Source organism: Frankia nepalensis, from assembly GCF_016786325.1.
Taxonomy (GTDB): domain Bacteria; phylum Actinomycetota; class Actinomycetes; order Frankiales; family Frankiaceae; genus Pseudofrankia; species Pseudofrankia nepalensis.
The window spans coordinates 1-21,802 of the sequence record NZ_JADWYU010000096.1 but is presented as its reverse complement, the minus strand read 5'-3'; the positions used below and the strand labels follow the sequence as shown (position 1 = coordinate 21,802).

The 21,802-nt window shown below is 70.9% G+C and carries 18 protein-coding genes; 7 read left to right on the top strand and 11 right to left on the bottom strand.

Annotated elements, in window-relative coordinates; translation table 11 throughout:
* Positions 1-2 precede the first annotated feature (2 nt).
* Positions 3-1,133, bottom strand: coding sequence for a dihydrodipicolinate reductase (locus I6A81_RS08530; protein ID WP_238428036.1), 1,131 nt, complete (start codon positions 1,131-1,133; stop codon positions 3-5).
* Positions 1,134-1,336: 203 nt separating this feature from the next.
* Between I6A81_RS08530 and I6A81_RS45465 the strand changes: the two genes are divergently transcribed.
* Positions 1,337-1,987: a TetR/AcrR family transcriptional regulator gene (locus I6A81_RS45465; RefSeq protein ID WP_202998901.1), complete on the top strand. Its 651-nt coding sequence runs from the start codon at positions 1,337-1,339 to the stop codon at positions 1,985-1,987.
* A gap of 114 nt (positions 1,988-2,101) precedes the next feature.
* Here the strand turns inward: I6A81_RS45465 and I6A81_RS08520 are convergent, their stop codons facing one another.
* Positions 2,102-3,217: a hypothetical protein gene (locus I6A81_RS08520; protein ID WP_202998903.1), complete on the bottom strand. Its 1,116-nt coding sequence runs from the start codon at positions 3,215-3,217 to the stop codon at positions 2,102-2,104.
* A 939-nt stretch (positions 3,218-4,156) separates the two neighbouring features.
* On the opposite strand from I6A81_RS08520, the gene I6A81_RS08515 reads away from it, so the two are divergent.
* The 5 genes from I6A81_RS08515 (at position 4,157) to I6A81_RS08495 (ending at position 9,350) form a co-directional block, all read left to right on the top strand.
* The gene (locus I6A81_RS08515) at positions 4,157-5,119 is read left to right on the top strand and encodes an STM4015 family protein (RefSeq protein ID WP_202998905.1); all 963 of its coding nucleotides are present in this window, start codon (positions 4,157-4,159) and stop codon (positions 5,117-5,119) included.
* Positions 5,120-5,234: 115 nt separating this feature from the next.
* Positions 5,235-6,305, top strand: coding sequence for an STM4014 family protein (locus I6A81_RS08510; protein ID WP_238428038.1), 1,071 nt, complete (start codon positions 5,235-5,237; stop codon positions 6,303-6,305).
* A gap of 8 nt (positions 6,306-6,313) precedes the next feature.
* Positions 6,314-7,117, top strand: a complete 804-nt coding sequence (locus I6A81_RS08505; protein ID WP_202998907.1) for an STM4013/SEN3800 family hydrolase — start codon at positions 6,314-6,316, stop codon at positions 7,115-7,117.
* The gene (locus I6A81_RS08500; RefSeq protein ID WP_202998908.1) at positions 7,114-8,409 is read left to right on the top strand and encodes an STM4012 family radical SAM protein; all 1,296 of its coding nucleotides are present in this window, start codon (positions 7,114-7,116) and stop codon (positions 8,407-8,409) included. Before I6A81_RS08505 ends, I6A81_RS08500 begins: the two co-directional genes overlap by 4 nt.
* The gene (locus tag I6A81_RS08495; RefSeq protein WP_202998909.1) at positions 8,409-9,350 is read left to right on the top strand and encodes an STM4011 family radical SAM protein; all 942 of its coding nucleotides are present in this window, start codon (positions 8,409-8,411) and stop codon (positions 9,348-9,350) included. Before I6A81_RS08500 ends, I6A81_RS08495 begins: the two co-directional genes overlap by 1 nt.
* Positions 9,351-9,421: 71 nt before the next feature.
* Here the strand turns inward: I6A81_RS08495 and I6A81_RS08490 are convergent, their stop codons facing one another.
* Complete coding sequence (locus I6A81_RS08490; protein ID WP_307874544.1) at positions 9,422-10,627, bottom strand: DUF6745 domain-containing protein; 1,206 nt, start codon at positions 10,625-10,627, stop codon at positions 9,422-9,424.
* 55 nt (positions 10,628-10,682) lie between these two features.
* Positions 10,683-11,009, bottom strand: a complete 327-nt coding sequence (locus I6A81_RS08485) for a hypothetical protein (RefSeq protein WP_202998911.1) — start codon at positions 11,007-11,009, stop codon at positions 10,683-10,685.
* A 380-nt stretch (positions 11,010-11,389) separates the two neighbouring features.
* On the opposite strand from I6A81_RS08485, the gene I6A81_RS08480 reads away from it, so the two are divergent.
* On the top strand, positions 11,390-11,860 hold the full coding sequence (locus I6A81_RS08480) for a carboxymuconolactone decarboxylase family protein (protein WP_202998912.1): 471 nt from the start codon (positions 11,390-11,392) through the stop codon (positions 11,858-11,860).
* A 211-nt stretch (positions 11,861-12,071) separates the two neighbouring features.
* Here I6A81_RS08480 and I6A81_RS08475 read toward each other — a convergent pair whose 3' ends face one another.
* The 7 genes from I6A81_RS08475 to I6A81_RS08445 form a co-directional block, all read right to left on the bottom strand.
* On the bottom strand, positions 12,072-12,992 hold the full coding sequence (locus I6A81_RS08475; protein ID WP_202998913.1) for a DUF3152 domain-containing protein: 921 nt from the start codon (positions 12,990-12,992) through the stop codon (positions 12,072-12,074).
* A gap of 425 nt (positions 12,993-13,417) precedes the next feature.
* Complete coding sequence (locus tag I6A81_RS08470) at positions 13,418-14,329, bottom strand: bile acid:sodium symporter family protein (RefSeq protein WP_202998914.1); 912 nt, start codon at positions 14,327-14,329, stop codon at positions 13,418-13,420.
* A 63-nt stretch (positions 14,330-14,392) separates the two neighbouring features.
* Complete coding sequence (locus I6A81_RS08465; RefSeq protein ID WP_202998915.1) at positions 14,393-15,727, bottom strand: Dyp-type peroxidase; 1,335 nt, start codon at positions 15,725-15,727, stop codon at positions 14,393-14,395.
* Positions 15,728-15,748: 21 nt separating this feature from the next.
* The gene (locus I6A81_RS08460) at positions 15,749-16,762 is read right to left on the bottom strand and encodes a hypothetical protein (protein ID WP_202998916.1); all 1,014 of its coding nucleotides are present in this window, start codon (positions 16,760-16,762) and stop codon (positions 15,749-15,751) included.
* A gap of 120 nt (positions 16,763-16,882) precedes the next feature.
* Positions 16,883-17,416: a hypothetical protein gene (locus I6A81_RS08455; RefSeq protein ID WP_202998917.1), complete on the bottom strand. Its 534-nt coding sequence runs from the start codon at positions 17,414-17,416 to the stop codon at positions 16,883-16,885.
* A 700-nt stretch (positions 17,417-18,116) separates the two neighbouring features.
* On the bottom strand, positions 18,117-19,547 hold the full coding sequence (locus I6A81_RS08450) for an MFS transporter (protein ID WP_202998918.1): 1,431 nt from the start codon (positions 19,545-19,547) through the stop codon (positions 18,117-18,119).
* 38 nt (positions 19,548-19,585) lie between these two features.
* Entirely contained in the window at positions 19,586-21,439 is a 1,854-nt protein-coding gene (locus I6A81_RS08445) for a glycoside hydrolase family 15 protein (RefSeq protein WP_202998919.1), read from the bottom strand.
* Between the last annotated feature and the right edge of the window lie 363 nt (positions 21,440-21,802).

The following is a 21,802-nucleotide window of genomic DNA, read 5'->3' as shown; positions in this document are numbered from 1 at the left end:
GCTCACGGCCGGCCCGCCGCCGTCGCGGTTGCCGCTGGCGTCGCGGTTGTCGCTGACGTCGCCGTCGGCGCTGGCGTCGCGCGGTGCGCAAGGGTGGCGGCCCGCGGCGCCGGCACGTCGAGCACGGTCTTCGCCCCCGGTTCGGCGGCGACGAGGATCGGGACGAAGTTGACGGCGCGGGCGGCGTTGAGCGCCGAGACCGGCTCCAGGTCCGGGTCGAAGGCCAGGTCGAACACGCAGGTGATGGCCGGGACTCCGCTGATCTCGACCTTCCAGTTGGGCTCGTCCTCGCTGACCCGCCAGCCGGGTGCCAGGCCGAGGCCGACCGTCTGCTCGTTGACGACCTCGTAGAACGGCACGTCGCCGTCCGCGCCGGTGTACGCGGTGAACGTCCAGCGGGCGCCGGCGATCGTGCCCTTTCTGACCTCCAGCCCGCTGGGCTGGAGCACGACGTCCTCGAGCGCCGAGGCGTACTCCTTTTTGCTCACCCGCACGTCGGTCAGCTCGAACCCGAGGCCCGCGGCGACGATCTCCGCGGACTGCCGGATCCCCCAGACCCAGCCCTGGTCGGCCTCGGTGGGCGAGGAGTCCTCGGGAACCGGCAGGCCCATGCCCAGCGCCCCCTGGAGCTGCTGGGCACCCGGATAGTGCGGCACGTAGTCGCTCTGCCAGCAGCGGATCTTCTCGACCCGCCCGGCGTAGCCGGAGACGAACAGCGGCAGCACGTCGCTGACCAGCCCGGGGATGTTGCCACCGGCGAGGAACGTCGAGCCGCCCTCGGCGCACGCCCTGTCGAGAACCTCGCGCTCGGCGGGGATGAAGGCCGGCCACCAGCCGCCCATGCTCGAGTAGACGTTGGTCCCCGCGGCGAGGAACCGGGCGATGGTCTCCGGCTCCCAGGTCAGCGAGTGCCAGAGCATGCAGTCGGCGCGCAGCGCGACCAGCGCGTCGACGTCCCGGGTCGCCGCGAGCCCGATCGGCCCGATCCCGACCAGCTCGCCGACGTCGCGCCCCTCCTTGTCCTCGTGGTGGACGAGAACGCCGACGAGTTCCAGACCGGGCTCACCGGCCAGCAGCCTGATCGCCTGGGACCCGACGCCTCCCGTGTAGCAGACGACAACCCGAATGCTCATCTCGCTCCTCCCTGTCGCGACGCGGCCGTCCGGGCTCGCGGCCGTTCTCGGCGGACACGGGTCCTGGTGGGGGCCGAGGCCACGGGCGAGCGCGGCGGCCAATCGTCCCCAGCCGCCTCTGGCCGGTCAACCAGCGTTCAGCAAGCTGAACAGCTGTACAGTCCCGGGGGTGGCGAAGGACATCAGCGGAGCGAGGAGCACCAGTGGAGCGAGCAGCAGACGAGCAGGCACCGGTGCGACCGGATGACCTCACCGCGAAGGCACGCATCCGCAACGCGGCCTTCGCGTTGATCGCGCAGGACGGAGTCGACGCGGCCACGGTGCGGGCCATCGCCCGCCGGGCGGATGTCTCGCCCAGCCTCGTCCTGCACCACTTCGGCTCGAAGCAGGGCGTCGTCGACGAGGTCGCGACCTGGGTGGCCGACGTCCTCGGCGACGTCACGCGGGACACCGACCCCCAGGCGGGCCCGGCCGAGGCGCACCGCCGCCGCCAGCTCCGGTTCGAGCGGATGACCACCGAGGTGCCGCTGCTCGGCGCCTACCTGCGCCGGATGCTGCTCGACGGCACCGAGAACGGCCTGGAATGGTTCGCCAGGACGGTCGACGCCTCGGAGGCCGGACTGAACCAGCGGGAGGCGCTCGGCATCGCCCGGCCGTCGGTCGACGTCCGCATGACAGCCGCGATGCTGGCCCTGCTGGGATTCGCGCCGGTGCTGCTCCGGCCGCACCTGGAACACGCGCTGCGGCTGGACTTCGACGATGAGGACGACCGGCGGCGGTGGCGGGCCGCCGAGACGGCGCTGCTCACCCGTGCGCTCTACCCTCGCGGCGCCGTCGCGGATGCCCCAGCCTGAGCATCCGGCGTCGCGTCCGGCGCGCGGGCACGGTCGCGTCGGACCAGGTCAGGCGGCCTTCGGGTAGGTCCTCCGTCCCGGCGGCCCGGTGGAGAGCCGACGGGGCACCGACGCTCAGCCGTCCTTGCCGCGGCGGCGCCTTTCGCCGCTGACCAGAACGTCCAGGCCGGAGTCGTCCGCGAGCGGCTCGGATGTCGGGGCGCGGCGCGGGGAGCCCGACGCCGAGCGGCTGCGGGCGAGGGCGGCCAGCGTCGAGGGGGCCGGCGTCGACGAGGGAGCGGGTGGCGCGACGGCGGGGTAGGCCGGCGCGCGGCCGGCCGGCGGGAAGGCGTCGGCCATGGCAGGTCTGTTCGAGACGGGGCGGCGGCGCGGCGCGCCGCGGTGGCCCTGGCGCCGGACGATCGGCGTCGTGGCCGGGTCGATGGGCCGCGAGGCGTCGGCGTCGGAGTGAGGACGGGGGTCTCGGCGTCCCGTCGCCGGCGTGGAACTGGCCGCGGGCGGCGTGGCGGGGGAGGAGGCATCCGCCGGGGCACCCGTGCCGGACCGGGCGCCCCTGGTACGGCCGCCGGCGGGTCGTCCGGCGGCGTGGTGGTCGGCCGTGGTGGCTGGTTTGGCGGCGGCCCGCTTGCCGGTGCGTGGCCGGGAGCCGGCTTCGGCGGCCTCGGCCGCGTTGTCGCCCGCGCGGGGAGCCGGGCTGAACCAGCCGAAGGATGAGCCGCGGCCGCGCAGCGCTGTGTTCTCCGCCTGCACGATCACGAGCAGCGCGGTGGCGAAGGCCGCGCGGGTCCTGGCCTCCTCCAGCTGGCGTTCCAGCTCGGCGACGTAGGCCGGGTCGACCGGCGCGGCCGTGGGCTCGGGGGAGGGGGCGGGGCCGGGGGAGGGGGTGCCGTCGGGGTCGATTGTCGTTTCGAACGCCTGCGCGTGCAGTGCGCGAAGAGACGTGAGCTCGGCGGCCAAAGCCGGGTCGGTCGCGTCGAAGAGCAGGTTGACGTAGATCTCGACGACTCGCCATTCGATGGCTTTCTCGCCGCGGAACTGTCGGCTCAGATCCCGTGACCGGGAGCGCTGGATCTTGGTCGGCCCCTGGTCCGACCAGAGCTGCCGGGAAACCATTTCGTAGCTGACCCGGTAAGGATTGTTGAGCTCGTTCAGCCGGGTCAGGAGGACTTTCTGGGGCCCATCCTTCAGATCCGCGCGCGGCCCCTTGGGGCGTGCTCCCACGAGGCTCACCCACGCACCGTCCGGGCTGGGACCGGGACGCTGGCGGAAGGATGGGCTCGCGGCACTGCGCAGGTCCTTTCTCCGGTCCCCCCGCGTGCGCGCCGCCGGCGCGTCGGACGAGGGCGTAGGCCTACCGGCGGGTCCCCCGACCGCCCGCCCCGGTAGCTGCGAATGATACGGCCAAAGCGCCACGGATGCGGGGATGTCGGGCGCCTGTCCGCCGGCTTCGGTGCGCAGGCAACGATCAGATGCCATGGCGGGGCCGTTCAGCGTACTCGGGCCGCCCGGGCCGGTTCGGGTCGGTCCACCCCGGACGATGTGGACCGGGTCTCGCAAGTCCATAGCTCCGCGCACGCTGCTCCCTCGGCATCTTTCCGCCTTTGCCTGCCCGGCGCGCCACGAACGACCGTGGAACGCCGCATCGCCAGGAAACTCGGCGGCCTGATGCGCGGCAAGGCCGCATGACCAGGACTCCAGGACAACATTGTGGCGCCCTGCGCGCGGCCTCCCGGGCCTGGCGGTCGCAAGGCTCGGTCGCAATCCGCTCGGAATATCGAACCGGTCGGTAGGGTTTCGGCGCCGCGAACTGAAACAGGTTCTCGAAACCGGCTTCGGGTGAGGCGGGTATGTCGGTGCGCGGTGCTGGCCGCCCGCACGGTCCCGGTTGCGCGCGGTGAGATGCCGGAGGGCGCGCGTCGTGCCGTTCGGCCTCGCGCAACGTGGTCAGCGCTGGGCGACGGGGCTTCGCGGCACCGCCGGCCACCTCCTCGGTGGCCACGAACCTGTGGCCGCCGTGATGCGGCCAGGCACGACGTTCCACGGATACCGGTCGACGTCGTGGCCGACCCGAGGGCCTCGGCAGCCAAGCCGCCAACGCCGGACTGGGCGCCTCGGTTGTCGGCGTCGGCTGATAGGACGTATGCGGCGAGGCCCTCCGAAGGGAACCGGATGACGATCAACGAGCACCTCACCGAGTTCGCCGGGAAGCCGGTGGCCAACTTCCGTTACGAGCACGACGGCGAGTCCTCTTCCGATTACTATGGGCCGAACTTCCTCGAACCTCCAGCCTCGGCGGGTGACGTCACCTGGCGGGTCGCTACCTGGTTCGACGGTCCCGGGTTCGGCGACGTCTTCCAGAAGTTCCTGGACGAGGTCGAGACGGCCGAGGTGACCCATCTCGTCATCGGCTACTGGGGGGCCTCCTACGACAAGGGCGTCCCCGACCCGGTGGAACTGCTGGTGGGAGCGGCCGGCCGGCTGCCCGCGCTCCGCGCGCTGTTCCTGGGCGACATCGTGATGGAAGAGGCGGAGATCTCCTGGATCGAGCAGTCCGACGTCACGCGCCTCTTCAACGCGTTCCCCGGTCTTGAACACCTCGAGGTCCGTGGGGGCGAGGGGCTGGAGCTGCGCCCCTTCCAGAGCCGTGTCCTGCGGACCCTGCGGTTCGAGTCGGGTGGGCTGCCCGCCACGGTGGTACGGGCTGTGGGCGAGAGCGACCTTCCTGCCCTGGAGCACCTCGACCTGTGGCTGGGCACCGACAACTACGGTGGCGACGCGACCACGGCCGATCTGGCGGGGGTCCTGGACGGGGAACGGCTGCCCGCGCTGCGGCACCTGGGGCTGGAGGACGCCGAGATAGCGGACGAGGTCGCCTCGGCGGTCGCGGGCGCGCCGATCGTCGCGCGACTGGAGTCGCTCAGCCTGGCCATGGGGGCGCTCACCGACCGGGGCGCCGAGTCGCTGCTGTCCGGCCAGCCGCTCACGCACCTCAGGCGGCTCGACCTGCACCACCACTTCCTGACCGACTCCACGATGGATCGTGTGCGGGGTTCCCTGCCCGGCGTCGAGGTCGACCTTGACGAGCAGGAAAGCCCCAACGGCGACTGGTTCTACATCGCGGTCTCCGAATGACCTGGGGCACCGTGACCATCGGTGATCATCCGGCGGAGTTCGGCGGCCGCTCGGTCATCGAACTCGACGGCACGAAGGCCGCTCTCCCGTCCGCCGCCGACGTCGCCTTCGCGTGATGTTCACCGTGGTCGGGACGCCGGGTGATCGGCGCACCGAGATGTTCGCCGCCGCGTGCCGCTCGGCCGGCCTGGACGGGCCTCGTGTCGTCTCGTGGCTGGAGGTGCTGCGCGGCGGTGAGCTGCCGATCGTGCCCGACTCACCACTGCGGATCGACTCTCCCGGAGACGACGCCGAGGTGGACGCGCTGCTGCGCGGACCGGGTGATCCGGCCAGGGTGGCCGGGGGCGCGTGGTGGTACGCGTCCTTCACCGCGGCCCTGGAGCGCGTCGCCGCCGCGGCCGCGCGGGCGGGCGCCTGGCAACTCGGCGACGTGCCCGAGATCGCCGTGATGTGTGACAAGAGGCGCTGCCACGCTCGCCTCCAGGCGGCGGGTGTCCCCGTCCCGGAGGCGCTGCCACGCGTCCGCGACTACGCCGATCTGCGTGAACGGATGGCGGACGCGGGCATGCGCCAGGTGTTCGTCAAACCGGCGCACGGGTCGTCCGCTTCCGGCGTCGTGGCGCTGCGGACCGCGCCCAGCGGGCGGATCAAGGCCGTCACGTCCGCCGCTCGCGCTGGTACCGGCTACGTCAACTCGCTGCGCGTCCAGACCTACGAGACCGAGTCCGAGGTGGCGCCGCTGATCGACGCGCTGGCGCCGGACGGGCTGCACGTGGAGCGGTGGCTGCCCAAGGCGGCGCTGGATGGCCGCGTCCTCGACCTGCGGGTGGTGGTGATCGCGGGCGAGCCGACCCATGTCGTCGCGCGGACGAGCCGCTCCCCGATGACCAACCTGCACCTGGGCGGAGTGCGCGGCTCCGTGCGCGCGGTGCGCGACGCGCTCGGCCCTTCCGGCTGGGAACGGGCCCTGGAGGTGTGCGCGCGGACCGCGGCGTGCTTTCCCGGCAGCCTGATGGTCGGTGTCGACCTGCTCATCCAGGTCGGCTGGCGGCGGATCGCGGTCGGCGAGGTCAATGCGTTCGGCGACCTGCTGCCCGGGGCCACCGGACTGCCGGGTACCCGAGCCGACGGCCTGGACACCTACGCCGCCCAGGTCAGCGCGGCGCTGGCGACCTGCGCGGCATGAACCGTGACATGAACCGTGACATGAACGAGGTCATCGGCAGCCACGATCTGCTGCTGGTGACGCTCGACACCCTGCGCTACGACGTCGCGGCCGAACTCGCCGCCGCCGGCGAGACGCCCACCCTTCGCGGCCTGCTGCCCGGCGGCCGCTGGGAACGCCGCCACACCCCGGGCAGCTTCACCTACGCGGCGCACACCGCGATGCTCGCGGGCTTCCTGCCGACACCGGCCCGTCCGGGCCCGCATCCGCGCCTGTTCGCCGGACGGTTCCCCGGCAGCGAGACCACCGCCGCCGGCACCTGGACATTCGACGCCGCGGACATCCCGACCGGCCTGGCGAAAGTCGGCTATCACACGGTCTGTGTGGGCGGCGTGGGCTTCTTCAACAAGCTCACGCCGCTCGGGTCCGCGCTCCCGTCGCTCTTCGCCGAAAGCCACTGGGAGCCCGGATTCGGCGTGGTCGACCCCGATTCCCTCGCCAATCAGATCGACCGGGTAGGCGAGGTGATGCGGCGGCTTCCCGCCGATCGACGGGTGTTCCTCCTGCTCAACGTGGCCGCGCTGCACCAGCCAAACTGGTTCTACCTGGACGGCGCCACCCGCGACCATGGCGACTCGCGCGACTCCCACGCCGCGGCCCTCCGCCACGTCGACCGGCAGCTCGGCCGCCTGTTCGCCCTGATGCGCCGCCCCTGCTTCGTGATCGTCTGCTCGGACCACGGGACCGCGTACGGCGAGGACGGCCACACCGGCCACCGCCTCGGCCACGAGGTCGTCTGGACCGTCCCGTACGGGGAGTTCGTTCTGCCATGACCGGCCCCGACCAGCGCAGCCCCTACCAGCACTATGTCTACGCGTACCCGCACAAGACCGCCTACCGCCCGCTGTCGCCCCGCCCCTCCCTGCGAGAGGTGTGGGCCACGGAGGACCGGTCCGCGCTCTTCCTCTACCTGCATGTCCCGTTCTGCGAGATGCGCTGTGGTTTCTGCAACCTCTTCACCCGCACGGGCGCACCCGAGGAACTCACGGGCGCGTATCTGGACGCGCTTGAACGCCAGGCTGCCTGTGTCGCCGACGCCCTGGGGGACGCCGCGTTCGCCACGGCGGCCTTCGGCGGCGGCACGCCCACCTACCTGACAGCCCTCGAACTCGAACGCCTCTGTGACATCGGCGCCCGCCTCGCCACGCTCGGCGCCATCCCGCTCGGGGTGGAGACCTCGCCCGCCACCGCGACCACCGACCGCCTCACCCTCCTGCGCGAACGCGGTACCACCCGCGTCTCGATCGGCGTGCAGAGCTTTCTGGACTCCGAGGCCCGCGCGGCCGGCCGTCCCCAGAAACGGGCCGAGGTCGAGTCAGCCCTGGAACGCATCCGCGCGGTCGGCTTCGAGACGCTGAACATCGACCTCATCTACGGCATCGATGGCCAGACCCCCGCCACCTGGCTGCATTCCCTGGACGCCAGCCTGGCCTGGCGCCCCGAGGAGATGTACCTGTACCCCTTGTACGTCCGCCCCCTGACGGGTTTGGCCCGCCGCGATCTCGACTGGGACGACCAGCGCATGGATCTCTACAGCCTCGGCCGGGACCACCTTCTGTCCAACGGTTACGAGCAGGTCTCCATGCGCATGTTCCGCCTGCCGTCCGGGGACGGTGTCTCCGGGACGGAGTACTGCTGCCAGACCGACGGAATGGTCGGCCTGGGATGCGGCGCCCGTTCCTATACCTCGACTCTGCACTACTCGTTCGAGTACGCGGTGGGCACCAGGCACGTCCGCGCGATCATCGACGACTATGTTCACGAAACGGACTTCGACAGCGCCCGGGTCGGTTTCGTCCTCGACGACGACGAGCGCCCGCGACGCCACCTGATCCAGTCGTTGCTGCAGGCGGAAGGCCTCGACCGCGCCGCCTACCGCGAGCGTTTCCACACCGACGTCACCGCGGACTTCGACCTCACCGTCTTCTCCGAACGCGGCTGGCTGGAGCAGGGCCCGACCACCATCCGGCTGACGCCTGAAGGCCTGGCCCATTCCGACGCCATAGGACCGGCCCTCTTCTCGCCCCAGGTTCGCGCCCTGATGACCGGCTACACCCTCCGCTGATGACACTTCCCCACCACGACGGGACGCCCGCCGCTCCCCCTCAGGAGGAGGCTCAGACGCGGCACCTGACGATCCTCTACCGCGGGCCACTGGCCAGTTGCGACTACGACTGCCCTTACTGTCCGTTCGCGAAGCGGCGGGACACACCCGAGCAGCTGCGGTCGGACCGGGCGGCGCTGGAGCGTTTCACCGACTGGGTCAGAGAGCAGCGCCAGGGCGTCTCGGTGCTGTTCACACCGTGGGGTGAGGGCCTGACCCGTTCCTGGTACCGGCGGGCGTTGGTGGAGCTCAGCCACCTGCCGCGGGTCGAACGCGTCGCGATCCAGACCAACCTCAGCCACCGCGTCGCCTGGACGGCCGACGCGGATCTGTCCCGGCTCGCGCTGTGGGGCACCTACCACCCGAGCCAGGTGCCGTACGGGCATTTCCTCGGAAAATGTCTTGACCTGGCCGAACGTGGAGTGCGCTTCAGCGTCGGCGTCGTGGGGCAGCCCGATCACCTGGCCGCCGCGCGCCGTCTGCGCGCAGATCTCCCCGGCACCGTCTACCTGTGGGTGAACGCGGCCGAGGGCCGCGTCTACACCGACGCCGAGGCCGCCCACTGGACGGAGATCGACCCACTCTTCTCCTACAGCCGCGACCCGCACCCCAGCCACGGCCTGCCCTGCCGAACCGGCGAAACCGTCGTGTCCGTGGACGGCGAAGGTACGGTACGGCGCTGCCATTTCGTCCCGACCGCCCTGGGAAACCTCTACGACGGCTCGTTCCGCGCGGCACTGCGCCCCCGGCCATGCCCCCTGGACATGTGCGACTGCCACATCGGCTACGTCCACCTGGAACCGCTCGGCCTCTACGGCACATTCGCGGGTGGGATCCTGGAACGCATCCCCGTCGCCTGGCCGCGCCGGGGCACGTCTCATGGTCTCGATCCGCGCGACTGAAAGCCCACGAGACGCGCCGCGGACGCGACGGCCCCGGTGAACGGCGGAAGCGTTCACCGGGAGGCACCTCGTCAGGTCTCGTTCTCCGGGTAGTAGTCGTCTTCCGCGAGGCCGAACGTCCAGGCGACTCCCTCCCGGGCGGTGCGGGTCCGGGGAGGGACGCGGAGGAAGTAGGTGCGGCGGGAGCCGTCCGGTTCGGGGGTGGAGTTGACCACCTCGACCAGGGTGATGGGCTCGTCGCGACGGAGGACGATCCGCCAGAGCGTGCCCGTTTCGTCGCGGTGGACGGGCTCGGCGCCGCACTCGGCCAGGTAGCGGTCGTAGCCGTAGATCTCCAGCATGATCCGGCGCTGCTCGGCGTTGGTCTCGGCCTCGATCCGGGACGGGGACAGGTCGGTCAGCGACTCGACGAATCCCGCCGGTATCGGCATGCCACGCCACGCGTGCAGGGCGAACCCGTCGGCGTAGGCCAGGGCGGGTCCGTCGCCCCGGTGCAGGCGGCCCGACTCGTCGCGGTCCAGGTCGACAGGGCGCTCGGAGACGATCACGATCCGCTCGTATGGCCACCACCAACCCGCCACCCGCGCGACCCGCGCCATCGAGGACAGGGAACCCCCTGGGTGGCTCGCCGTGTCCAGGTGGCCGAGGGAGTCGAACAGCGAGAGCCAAGGAGCGTCGTGCTGGCCGAGGATCGCGTCGAGGGTGGCGCCGCGCAGCAGGGTGGCGGTCCCGCGCTCGTCACCGGCCAGGTCACCGATCGCGCCTCGAACCCGCGAGACCAGGTTGTCGACCTGGGCCCACAGCCTGCCGCCGGTCTCGCCCCAGGCACGCGCCCACCCTCGCGGCCCCAGTCCAGAACACGCGGAGGCCCGCGCGCTCTCCCACGGGCGAGTGCGTACGACCTCCCGAACGCTCGCCCCAGCGGCGGCCCCCTCGATCAGCGGCGTCACCGCCTCGACGTCCGCGCCCAGCCTCTCGGTCAGCTTCGGACGCGACTGGCGCAGGACATCCCCATGGCCCGCGAGCAGGGCGGCGGCGATCGCCCCGCGAACGGGAGAGGGCACCCAGATGAAGTGCTCGGGAGGCGCCAGACCCGCGGCGGTGTAGGCGGCGTGGATGCCCGACTCGGCCCGATCGCGTTCGGTGGGTCCGGTAGGGCCAGACGAGAAGGCGACAGACTGCCATTCAAGGGCGACGTCCGCGCGCGATCGCGCCCGGACCGGGCCGGACGCGACGGCCTGGTCCGGGCCCGGGTACGCGGCGGCCGGGGCAGGCATGGTCGGCACGGACATCCTCCGCTCAGCGTTTCGCATCGTTGCGTCCGCGGCCCGCTCAGTCGGCGACGACGCGGACGGCGCCCGGTACGTACTCGCGCTGGCGGATGACCCGGAACCAGCCCTTGGGCAACGAGATCGGGGCATGCTCCTCGTGCACCAGCCGCCCACCGGAGGGCAGGTGCAGGTAGTCGGGGACCAGCGGGGCGGAGGCGCGCAGCAGGGTGCCAGGCCCGGCGATCGCGTGCGCGTGACCGGTGGCCTCGCCGAGGGCGAGCACCAGGCGTCCCCGGTCGTCGCGCGGCGCGGACGGAAGGTCCCGCGCGCTGTCCGGAACATCCTGCTCGAGGACGGGCAGGATGAGGATGTCTCCCTGTCGGTACATGCGCCGCACAGTAGCGGGGGCCACTGACATTTCCGCGGGGGAGGAAAGGCGCTGCGCGCGAAGCGCGAGCCCGAGCGACAGGCCTGGACACCGCGCCTACCGGATATGTCATCCGCCCTGGTCAGGGCGGTCGCGGCCGTAGCGGCCGGCCGGGCGGGGTGCCCAAAGTGGCCCAGGGCCGGTGGCCTGGGTCGATGGGCGCGGCGGTCGCGCGCAGTGGCGTGATCGGTTTGATGAGTGACGGTCGCGGCCTCGATAGTTCGCGGAGGAGGCCGATCGCGGCGCGATGTCACACAAGTCGATGGCGTCTCGTCAACCCGTTTGGCGATCGGCGAGTGCCGGTCGGGATGTTGACCAACATCGACGTGAGGAGACCTGCCATGGCGCAGGCAGTCACCACAAAGGGCCAGCGGCTGTCGCCGGGGGAGATCGATCCGGCGGCGTACAAGGCTGTGCTGGGTATGGAGAGCTACGTGCGCCGCAGCGGCCTGGAACCCGGCCTCTACGAGCTGATCAAGATCCGGGCGTCGCAGATCAACGGGTGCGCCTTCTGCCTGGACATGCACTACCGGGACGCCCGCGAGCAGGGTGAGTCGCAACTGCGGCTTGATGTGCTGCGGGCGTGGCACGAGGTCGACGGCCTGTTCAGCGAGCGGGAGCAGGCGGCCCTGGCGCTGACCGAGGCGGTGACCCTCATCAGCCAGGGTGGCGTCAGCGACGCCCTGTGGGACCGCGTGCGTGCCTCGTTCTCCGAGGAGGAGATCGTCAAGCTGTTGACCGCGATCAGCACGATCAACGTGTGGAACCGGCTGGCGATCAGCACTCGCATGCAGCCGACCGGAGCGGCGTAGGGCGGAGAGGGGCGCCAAGCCCAGGAGGCACTGGCCGGTGGCGCGGCGAACGCCTCCGCCGCACCACCGGCCGCGCGGCCGAGGGCGCTGCCCCGCCCGCGCTGGTCGGCGTTCCTCGTCACCCCCGCCACTTTGGTCGTGACGCTGGAGGAGATGGCGCGCACCCACCGCCGCGCGCCGATGCGGACGGCGAGACGTGCCCGCCTGGCACTCAGGGCACCAGGGGGCCGTCGTGGAAGGTGCCGTCCTGGGCGTAGGGCCAGGCGTTGGAGACACAGCCGTGCAGGCCGTTGATCTGCTGCATCATCACGGGCGCCGGCTCTCCAGGCCCGGGGCAGGCGCGGTGGCCGTACCCGAGCCAGTGCCCGACCTCATGGTTGATGATCAGCGCCCGGTACTCCTCGGGCGGCCCGTCGAACTCGGGCGAACCAAGCTGCCAGCGCCTGAGGTTGACCGCGACCGTCTGACCGACCCGGCAGTTGAGCTCGCCGTGGGTCTCGAGGCCGCCGGCCGCGCAGATGGCGTCGGCGGTGTCCGGGGTCGCGATGCGGATCACCAGCGTGGCGCGGTCGTCGGCGACCTGCCGGAACACGACGCCGCCGCGTGACCAGCCCTGTGCGTCGTTGAGGATCGCGGCGATCTGCCCGGCGGCCTCGTCGGGGTCGACGCCGGTGCCGTCCTCGACCTCCACCCGGTACGGCCTGCCCACGCGGGTGGCGTCGACCCCGGCGGTGGCGACGGTGAAGGTACCCGGACCGGACTCCGGGACGAGCACCGGGGCGGGCGGCGGGCTCGCGGGGCCTGGCCCGGGGGATTCCCGGGCGGGGGCCGGCGCGGAGACCGGGCCGAAGCGGCCGGACAGGCCGGGTATGCCGGGGACCGCGCCGGCGGAACCCAGGCAGGCCCAGGTCACGCCCAAGGCCAGAAGCGCGATGGTGGCGGGTATCCAGCGGCGCCTCGGGACAGCCCGGTGAGCGCGTGCCCCGCCGTGGGAGGCGGGAGGCAAGCCGGTACGGCGCATACCGTGCCGGCCCGTACCGATGCCCGCCTGGAAAGCGCCGCCTGTCGTGTGGTTGGCCAGGCCCGCGCTGGGCGGGGCGCTGGCCGGCAGGCCGGCGGGCGGTGTCGTCATGCCTGCCACGGTCGCCCCGGAGGGAGGCGGCTGGCCTCGGCCGCGGGTACCGGATCGCGGTCCGGAGGTACCGGCGCGCCCGACCCACGAACGACATCGCCTATCTCGTCGTGAGAGGGCAGAGCATGGCCGACCGGAACGCGCGGCAGTTGCGGGAACAGCGCGGGATGGTCAACGCCTACCTCGGTGACGTGGCTGGTGGACCAATAGGGATGTCGACGACCTGGCCAGGCTATCCGGGCTCAAGACCAGCGGCGACCTCACCGCGGCGGAGTTCGAGCGCGCGAAGGAGAAGATCCCGCGGTGAGCCCGCGGCCGTCCCAGGACCGGTCCCGCGTGTTGCGGCGGCTCGGTGAACGCGGGACCGGGCGGCTGATGTGCCCCGGGTGTCGCCGGACCGTGTGGCCACCGCTGTGGAGGTGCGGCTACGTCCGGGGTCCGTGAGCGTCGCCGCGATGCGGGTCGGCGGTGGCCGGGATGGCGCGTCGTTGACCGCGCAGTACGGCGGCGATCGGCAGAGCCGCCGCCAGACCGCTGAGCAGGACGGCGGCCAGCGCGCCCAGGACGGAGGGTTCGTTGCCGAACGCGATGCCGATCGCTGCCAGGGCGGGCCCCGCGTTGCGCACCGCGGTGACCCCTCCCAGGGTGGTGCGCCGTGCGGGCGGGCCCGTGGCCAGCAGCGTGCCTACGGCGAACGCGGCAGCCGCGAGGAGGAACCCGGCGAGCAGGGTGCGCGAGCCGAGCAGCGCGACGATGTCATGCCAGTTGCCCACCAGCATGCCTACCAGCACGATCAGGAAGGTCACGTTCGAGATCATGGTCCCGGTCGGGTGCCACGACCGGGCGGTGGAGGCGGCGTAGCGGCGAAGGAGCAGGCCGACGGCGAACGGGACGAGTTGCAGGAGGGCAACGGTCCGCACCAGCGTCCCGACATCGAGGGAGACGTCGGCGCCGACGTCGGCGGCGGTGAGGATGATGTCGACGGTTGGGGCGAAGGTGAGGCTACCGGCAGTGGCGAGCAGCACCTGCGTCGCCGCGCCCGCGGCGACGTCGCCTCCTTGGATCATGGCCAGTTTCGCCCCGAACGGTCCGCCCGGGGACGACGCGACCAGAACGAGCGCGATGAACGGCGCGGCGGCAAGGCCGAGCAGCTCGCCGATGCCCCAGCCGAGCAGCGGGACGGCCACCATGTTGGCCAGCAGTGCCAGCGGCAGCAGCGGGACGTCGCTCACGACGGCGCGCAGCGCTGGGAGGGTGGCCCCGAGACCGGCGGCGAACATGGTGGCCGCGATGAAGATCACTGTGATGGCGTTGAACAGCGGATGCAGGGTGTCCATGAGGTTTCCCGCCTGGGAGACGCGGCGTGCCGGGGCGGTGATGCGCGAGGTACCGCGCCGCGCTCAGTCCTTCAGGTCGCCCAGCCAGCGCAGTGCGTTCAGGCCTGGCAGGAAGCAGTATTCGCCGCCGCGCGTGACGACGAACCGTGGCAGCCCGGACAGTCGCCGGCGCAGTGGCCGTCGAGGGATGGTGAACCCGACGGGGCCTTCGTGGCTTCCGGCGATGGGGTCCGTGGCGCCGCCGGCACCGAAGAAGACACCGTCGTTCATCCATTCGGACTGGACGAACTCGAACTGCCGCCCGAGGTGCGCGCCGACGAACGTGAACATCAGGCCGCGATCGGCCCCGTCGTCGTCCAGGACTCCGGAAGGCAGCGGCGGGCCGTAGACACCGCCCCGTCTGATCATGCGATGCAGCCGTGGCTCGCCCGCTACCGAGGCGTCACGGGGGTTGGCCCGGCGGATGTGGCAGCCGCCGGGGGTGATGAATCCGCCGGGGTCATCGTGTTCGTAGAGGAACGCGTTGCGCCGTTCTGGGTCAGCCCCGAGGGCGGGGTCGTCGTGATGAGGGCTGAGCGCGAGTGGCGCGCCACTGCGCCATCTTCCCATGATCTTGGCGGCCAGCAGCTCCTCGTCCTCAGGGCTGATGGCGTTGTCCCGCAGGTAGCGCCGGAACGCGCCGACCCGTTGGTGGAGTTTGCGGATGGCCACGTAGCTGCCGTTGCGTCCGAGCTCAGCTGGTTGTGGTGCCTGCACGCCGCCAAGCTCGTCGGGGTAGCCGAGCACGAACTCGCCGGCCTTCAGCGGCACCTGCAGTGTGTTTGACCCGGCGATGCCACTGCCCTCGACCGCGGGCTGGCTGACACCGTCGCGATAGCCGAAATGCTCGGTCTCGGTGGGCAGGGTGTAGCAGTCCTGCCGCCAGATCGCGGTCACGCCCGACAGGTGGTCGTAGGCGGGCCGGGCCCGGTCGATGGCCGTCTGCAACCGGGCGGCGTCCGGCGCGACCGCGAGGAGCACGACGTGGACAGCGGACGTGCCCAGCGGCGCCTCCCAGTTCTCGGGGCCGCTCTCGCCGACATCTCCGAGAGCTGTGGCCCTGCCGGCCATGCCCTGACGGAACTCCCAGGCGAACGTGGCCAGGACGGGCTCTGGAACGCCGAGTGCCCGCAGTCCGTGGCAGGTGAGCGCGACGCTGACCCACGTGCTCCCCAGGGGGCTGACCGGCTCGGCGGCGGAGGTCGCCACCGTGCTCACGCGGCGCATCAGCTCCCGTCCGTGCGCCGGGTCATCCACTCGGAACAGGAGATAGGTCGCCGCATAGGGGGTCGGTCGAGGGCTAAGGACCCCACGCTGAATGTCGTCGAGCTGCAACGCGGCGCGCTTCTTCGTGGTCACAGGCGGGGCCTCCTTCCGGCGCTACCGAGAGACGAGGTTGCGCCAGAAGTTCCGCAGGCTCTCGTCGCCGCCGAACAACGAGCTGAAGATCGTGCTGTCCGCCAGAAGCACATCGCCGGCCCGGTCTCCCGCGGGAGGCATCCACAGGAACGTGTTGAACTCGGTGCCGCCGGCCCCGATGAACGGATGCGGTCTTGCCAGGTCGATGGGCTGCCTGGCCAGTACCTGGACGACACCCGGCTCATCGGTCGTCACCGCGTAGTGCGGTAGATGCTGGTGAAAATTGAAGTGGCTGACCCCGTCGAGCCATCCCTTGGGGTCCAGGTCCCTGGCCAGGGCCAGCGGGGCGGGCTGATTGCGCTCCCGGACGGCCGGACGCAGCCCATAGCGGTTCTCGACGGGTACCCCGAGTCCTTGCATGAGGCCGCGGACGTATCCGGCAAGCCGCTGCTGGCGGGGGACCAGGAGATCTCCGTGATGGTGGTACTCGATGTCCCGGACGGCCAGGTCGTCGGAGGCTCCGATGTCGTGATGCGGCCCGAGGATCAGGCAGGCGTCCTCGCGGCGCAGGAAGTGCCGCAGCGCCTCGATCTCCGCCAGCTCTGCCTTCTGCCCGGTGATCGTGTTGTCCAGTCCGAACACGAACAGGGTGTCGGTGTCGGCCAGCACCCGCTCGTCCAGCACGGTCCGAAACCCGGCCTGGTCGATCCGCTGATACACCGGTACCGGATGCCCGGTGACCTGCTCCACGTACGTCTGGAACGGAACCCAGGCCCAGAAGAACAACTCCAGCGCCCCCGCGATGCCCTGCTGGAACTGGAACGGGTCGGACCACCGCGGTTCCTCGTAGGCGGGCCAGGCGACCCGCCGGATCTCGGTCATCGTGGAGAACCGGTTGTCAAGCTCGGCAGGATTCCTGCCGGCCTCGGCCGGATAGCTCCACGACACGTAGATGCTCACCCGCCGCCGGCCCGGGGTGTAGGTGCGCGGAGCATGGTTCTGGTTGTAGGTACGCGCCGTCCGCGGCTCGGGCATCACGGTCTCCGCTGCGCGACCGAAGGCGCGGACGGTGCGAACGGTGGCCTTCTCACGGCGCCTCCCTGTCACGGCTGGCGATCGAGGTGGATCTGGTTCCCATGGTGACGATGAAGATGATCACTGCATCTGGTCGAGTATCTCCGAAAGGGCGTTCTTGATTCGCAGGGCCTTCTTGATCTCGTCGGAGGTGACGTACGGATACTCGCCGTACTCAAGGAAGCTCGGGCAGTGGTGTGCGCGTACGAAACGGACGAAGGCCTCAGGGTTCGTCCGCCAGTCCTCGGGGAAACCTTCGAGATTCTCGAAGGCCGTGCTCACGCCTGCCCTGCTGAAAAGCGCGACCGCGTCCTCGGTGTACTTGTCGAAGTCCGTGTCGAAGATCCCCTGATACATAAAGCGAGTGTCGTCGTCGAAGAGCACCCAGCGCAGGTAGTGCAGCTTCAGCGGCGCGAGGAGATGAGGATCCCCCTCCAACGCGCCGGCAAGAGTGCGGCCGTGTGCGCGTATCGCCTCGGCCCGGCCCGGCTTGACCTTGGCGATGATGGTGAATCCGTAGCACGCCGGCGTCCTCGGGTAGACAGGGCCGTATTTCCCCTGTTCGAGCTGGTCGGTCTCCTTGGGGATGGCCACCGCCTGCGGCCTGATCTCCATCTGGACTCCTCCGCGGCCGCTCACAGAAACTATCGCAGCCTCCCACTCGGCGCGATGGTCCGCTGGATGAGCGGCGCTGGCCCAACACCGGAAAAGCAGCGGAACCTTGAACAGAGGGCGTAGTCCCATACCATCCGTCTGCCGACTGGGTCCGTTTACGCCGTCCAGACAGCGGGTTTGGGGCCTGGTCCGAAGCCCCGGAACCAATTTATCCCGGAGGCTGGGGGCGGAAGGTGATATCGTGCGGCATGTCGGTGACGACAAGCGCCGTCGAGGGTGGTACCTGGTGCCATACCCCGGAACAGTGGCGAACAGACCTCGTCGGCCAGTTCCCGGAGGTTTCTCGTCTCCCCAGGCGGGCGAGTCGCCGCGGAAGACAGCCGGCGTCTTTCGTCTGTCATACCAGCCGAGACCGGTCCCGTCGCCGTTCGGTTCGAGCAGGTCTGGCGTATGTGGACGCTCCGGGCGACCAGTGACCGTTCCGGCTCATGCAACAGGACGCGTGGGGCGATCGGGTTGCCCCTATATCCTATCCAGCTGCACATACCGCCCTCCCTGCGTACCGCGACGAGGGTGCCCGCGCCGTGCCGAAGCAACCGTCTTCTCCGTGGCCAACCGCACAGAGACTCGGGCCGGATGCGGGCATTCGTCCGGCTGACCGAGAGCGGTGCGTGGCTCGGCACGGTCGATGTGAGAACAGTCAGTCGTGCGGGCTGGCAGCGGACGTGTCGCCTTTGGGGGTTTCCCGGGGCAGAAGCGTCGCGGCTACCAGGCCGAGGACGCCGAGGACGCCGAGGGTGGTCATGGCGGCGGCGTAGGCGTTCTTGGTCAGGTCGGCGACGAGGATGGTGCCGGCGATGGCGGTGCCGAAGGAGGAGCCGAGGTTCGAGACGCTGCGGGAGAGACCGGAGATCTCGCCTTGGCGTTGTTCGGGAAATGCGGACTGGACGACGTTGACCGAGGGTGTGAGCATCACGCCGAGGCCGAGGCCGATCAGCGCCAGCCCGGGGGTGAACGCCCAGGGACTGGGCGTTCCGGCGACCAGGCCGATCAGGACGGCGATTCCCAGGATGGTCAGGGTGAACCCGGCCATGATCAGGGTGCGTTGGGGTCGCCGTTGCGCGAGGTGCTGCGCGGCGAGCGACGAGGCGAGCAGGCCGACAGTGGCCGCGGTGAAGATCAGGCCTGTCTGGATGGCGTCGTAGCCGCGGACGACCTGCAGGAACGCGGCGACGGTGAACGAGGAGCCCATGAGCAGCAGCCACTGGAGGTTCTGGGTGACGAGGCCGAGGTTGGAGCCGCGGTCGCGGAACAGACTGGTGGACAGCAGCGGTTCCCGGCCGGCTCGCTCCTCGGTGCGCACCCAGTGCAGGAATCCGGCCAGGACGAGCGCGCCGGCCGCCAGCAGTGCGGCCGTCAGTATCAGGTTCTGGTCAGCGGCGAGGATGCCCATGACAACCAGGGCCAGGCCGCCGGCAGACAGGATCGCGCCGGGGATGTCGAAGTGACGGCGGGGGTCCGGCGGGAGTGGGTCTACAAGGGACCGGCTCAGCGCGAGGATGAGCGCGATCACCAGGGCCTGGAAGAGGAACGCCGCGCGCCAGCTGATCGCGGAGGTGATCAGTCCGCCGATGAGGGGGCCGGCCGCCGCGCCGGCACCGCCGGCGGCCATGATGATCCCGAAGGCGCGGGCGCGGGCGGTGACGTCGGTGAACAGCAGTGTGGTGAGGATGTAGACCGGGGGGATCAGCAGTGCGGTGCCGACCCCTTCGAGAATCGAGTTTCCGAGAATCAGTACACCTAGCCCGGGCGCCATGGCGCTGAGGACGGCACCCACCCCGTAGAGCGCGAGCCCGGCGAGGAAGCAGCGTTTGCGGCCGAAACGGTCCGTGAGTTTGCCGCCGGGGATCATCAGCGCGGCCATGACCAGCAGGAAGACCGTGATGGCGAGTTGCACGCCCTGGACGGTCGTGTCGAGGTCGCGACCGATGTCGTTGATCATGACGTTCATGTTCGACCCGGCGAAGCTGCAGATGAACTGCGCGAGCGCGAGCGGAGCCAGGACGCGTCGGTCGGTGCCGCCCGGCCGCGACCCGGCGGGGCGAGCGGCGTCGGGAGTCTGCTCGGTCATGGTTGCCGCCCCCTCGCTACCTGTTGCGCCGGCGACGGTCAGCGAACCAGGTGCTCGGCGCGGTCGAGTTCCTCGTCGAGGGCAAGGGCGGCGTCTATCAGGGCGAGATGGGTGAACGCCTGGGGGAAGTTGCCGAGTTGTTCGCCGGAAGGGCCGATCTCCTCGGCGAACAGGCCGACGTGATTGGCGTAGGTGAGCATCTTGTCGAAGGCGTAGCGCGCCTGATCGAGGCGGCCGGCACGGGCGAGGGCCTGCACGTAGAGGAAGGTGCAGAGGTTGAACGTGCCCTCGCAGCCGCGCAGGCCGTCCGGAGAGGCAGTCGGGTTGTACCGGTAGACCAGGCTGTCGCTGACGAGTTCTTCGTTCATCGCGTCGAGGGTGCTCAGCCAGTCGGGATCGTTCGGAGCAAGGAAGCCGACGCGGGTCATGAGCAGCAGGGAGGCATCGAGGACATCGGTGTCGTAGTGCTGGACGAAGGCACGGCGCTTGTCATTCCACCCGCGTTCCATGATCTGCCGGAAGACCGCGTCACGTGCCGTCTGCCAGCGGGTGAGATCGGCGGGGCGGGAGTGGGCGGTGGCGAACCTGATGGCGCGGTCGAAGGCGACCCAGGTCATCAGCCGGCTGTAGGTGAAGTTCTGCCGGCCGCCGCGGGTTTCCCAGATGCCTTCGTCCGGGCGGTCCCAGTGGTCGGTGAGCCAGTCCATGACAGCGGCGAACGCGTTCCAGCCGCGGATCCCGCCGATGTCCTTCGCCTCGGCCAGGGCGTAGGCGGTCTCGCCGTAGATGTCGAGCTGGATCTGGTCGGCCGCGGCATTGCCGGCTCTGACCGGCGCGGAGCGGCGATAGCCCTCCAGGTGGTCGAGGATCTCCTCGGTCAGGTGGGGCTCACCGTCGACGCGGTACATGATCTGAAGCGGTTCGCCCGAAACGGTGGAACCGGCGTCGAGGCGTTCGCGCAGCCAGCGGCGGAAGGCGTTCGCCTCATCGGTGAAGCCCAGGGCGGTCAGGGCATGGACGGACAGGGACGCGTCGCGGATCCAGGTGTAGCGGTAGTCCCAGTTACGCTCACCGCCGACCTGCTCGGGCAGGCCCATCGTGGCGGCGGCGATGGGAGCGCCGGTGGGGGCATAGGTGAGCAGTTTCAGGGTGATCGCCGAGCGGGTCACCATCTCGTGCCACCGGCCGCGGTAGGTGGAGGAACGCAGCCAGGTCAGCCAGAAGGCGCGGCAGGCATCGAAGGCGGCGGTGATCGCTTCCACGGTGGGCGGCGGGCCGCCGGGACGTCCGCCGCGGCCGGCAGCGGCACCACTCTCGCTGGTGAGGACAATCGCCGCCAGTTGGCCTGCCTGGAGGGTGAAGCGGGCGGAGACGTCGCTGCCGTCGGGATGGAGCACGATCGGGGCGGTGGCCTGCACGTGCAGATCCGTGTCGGGACCGCGGAAGACCACCGATCCGTCGTCAAGACGGCGCAACGAGTGCGGCGCGCGGCCATAGTCGAAGCGGGGCCGGCACACCAGCTCGAAGGGCAGGCTGCCGCGGACCACGCGGGCGACCCGGATCAGCCGATGGCGGGCGGACGGGGTGCCCGACGGGTCGGGCTCCATGAAGTCGACCACCTCGCCGACCCCGCCCGGTGCCATGAACCGGGTGACGAGCACGGCGGTGTCGGTCAGGTAGAGCTGCCGGACGGTGGCCTCGCCGTCCTCGCCCAGATCCGCCGCCAGGCGGCAGTGACCGCCGCGGTCGCTGTCGAGCAGCGAGGCGAACAGGCTCGGGGAGTCGAACCGCGGGGTGCACCACCAGTCCACGGTCCCGTCGGCGGCGACCAGGGCCGCGGTCTGCAGGTCGCCCACAAGGCCATGGCTCGCGATCGATGGATAGTCGTTCATGGCGGCCCCTCCCGCGATCATCGCCGAGCACGGGCAGATGCCGAAAGCCTCCGACCGGGAGACGCGCGGTCTCGGAACACGACGACGCGACGAGCCTGCGGCGCGGCCCGCCGACATCCGCGCCCACCAGCCAGAACACGGCCGCAATCAAGGCTTCCCCCACTGGCCGGCACGTCCGGCAGCCCCCTCCGGTCCATCCTGCGTCCCAGGGACCAGCGCCGCACCTCCAACGCGGAGGACAAGGACGTCGGCCGTAACGCGAACCCGCTCCGCGAAGGCGGCTGAGGGCCCACCCGTGGACCGGCGCTCGCGGTTGCGGAGCCAGGCGAGACGGGTGAGCATGCCGGGATGGTTCGCCGGCGA

What these genes read in the sequence shown, in the direction of transcription:
- I6A81_RS08530 (WP_238428036.1), bottom strand. Translation starts at nt 1,133, where the DNA reads ATGAGCATTCGGGTTGTCGTCTGCTACACGGGAGGCGTCGGGTCCCAG.
- I6A81_RS08515 (WP_202998905.1), top strand. Translation starts at nt 4,157, where the DNA reads ATGACGATCAACGAGCACCTCACCGAGTTCGCCGGGAAGCCGGTGGCC.
- I6A81_RS08510 (WP_238428038.1), top strand. Translation starts at nt 5,235, where the DNA reads ATGTTCACCGTGGTCGGGACGCCGGGTGATCGGCGCACCGAGATGTTC.
- I6A81_RS08505 (WP_202998907.1), top strand. Translation starts at nt 6,314, where the DNA reads ATGAACCGTGACATGAACGAGGTCATCGGCAGCCACGATCTGCTGCTG.
- I6A81_RS08500 (WP_202998908.1), top strand. Translation starts at nt 7,114, where the DNA reads ATGACCGGCCCCGACCAGCGCAGCCCCTACCAGCACTATGTCTACGCG.
- I6A81_RS08495 (WP_202998909.1), top strand. Translation starts at nt 8,409, where the DNA reads ATGACACTTCCCCACCACGACGGGACGCCCGCCGCTCCCCCTCAGGAG.
- I6A81_RS08490 (WP_307874544.1), bottom strand. Translation starts at nt 10,627, where the DNA reads ATGCCTGCCCCGGCCGCCGCGTACCCGGGCCCGGACCAGGCCGTCGCG.
- I6A81_RS08485 (WP_202998911.1), bottom strand. Translation starts at nt 11,009, where the DNA reads ATGTACCGACAGGGAGACATCCTCATCCTGCCCGTCCTCGAGCAGGAT.
- I6A81_RS08480 (WP_202998912.1), top strand. Translation starts at nt 11,390, where the DNA reads ATGGCGCAGGCAGTCACCACAAAGGGCCAGCGGCTGTCGCCGGGGGAG.
- I6A81_RS08475 (WP_202998913.1), bottom strand. Translation starts at nt 12,992, where the DNA reads ATGACGACACCGCCCGCCGGCCTGCCGGCCAGCGCCCCGCCCAGCGCG.
- I6A81_RS08470 (WP_202998914.1), bottom strand. Translation starts at nt 14,329, where the DNA reads ATGGACACCCTGCATCCGCTGTTCAACGCCATCACAGTGATCTTCATC.
- I6A81_RS08460 (WP_202998916.1), bottom strand. Translation starts at nt 16,762, where the DNA reads ATGCCCGAGCCGCGGACGGCGCGTACCTACAACCAGAACCATGCTCCG.
- I6A81_RS08455 (WP_202998917.1), bottom strand. Translation starts at nt 17,416, where the DNA reads ATGGAGATCAGGCCGCAGGCGGTGGCCATCCCCAAGGAGACCGACCAG.
- I6A81_RS08450 (WP_202998918.1), bottom strand. Translation starts at nt 19,547, where the DNA reads ATGACCGAGCAGACTCCCGACGCCGCTCGCCCCGCCGGGTCGCGGCCG.
- I6A81_RS08445 (WP_202998919.1), bottom strand. Translation starts at nt 21,439, where the DNA reads ATGAACGACTATCCATCGATCGCGAGCCATGGCCTTGTGGGCGACCTG.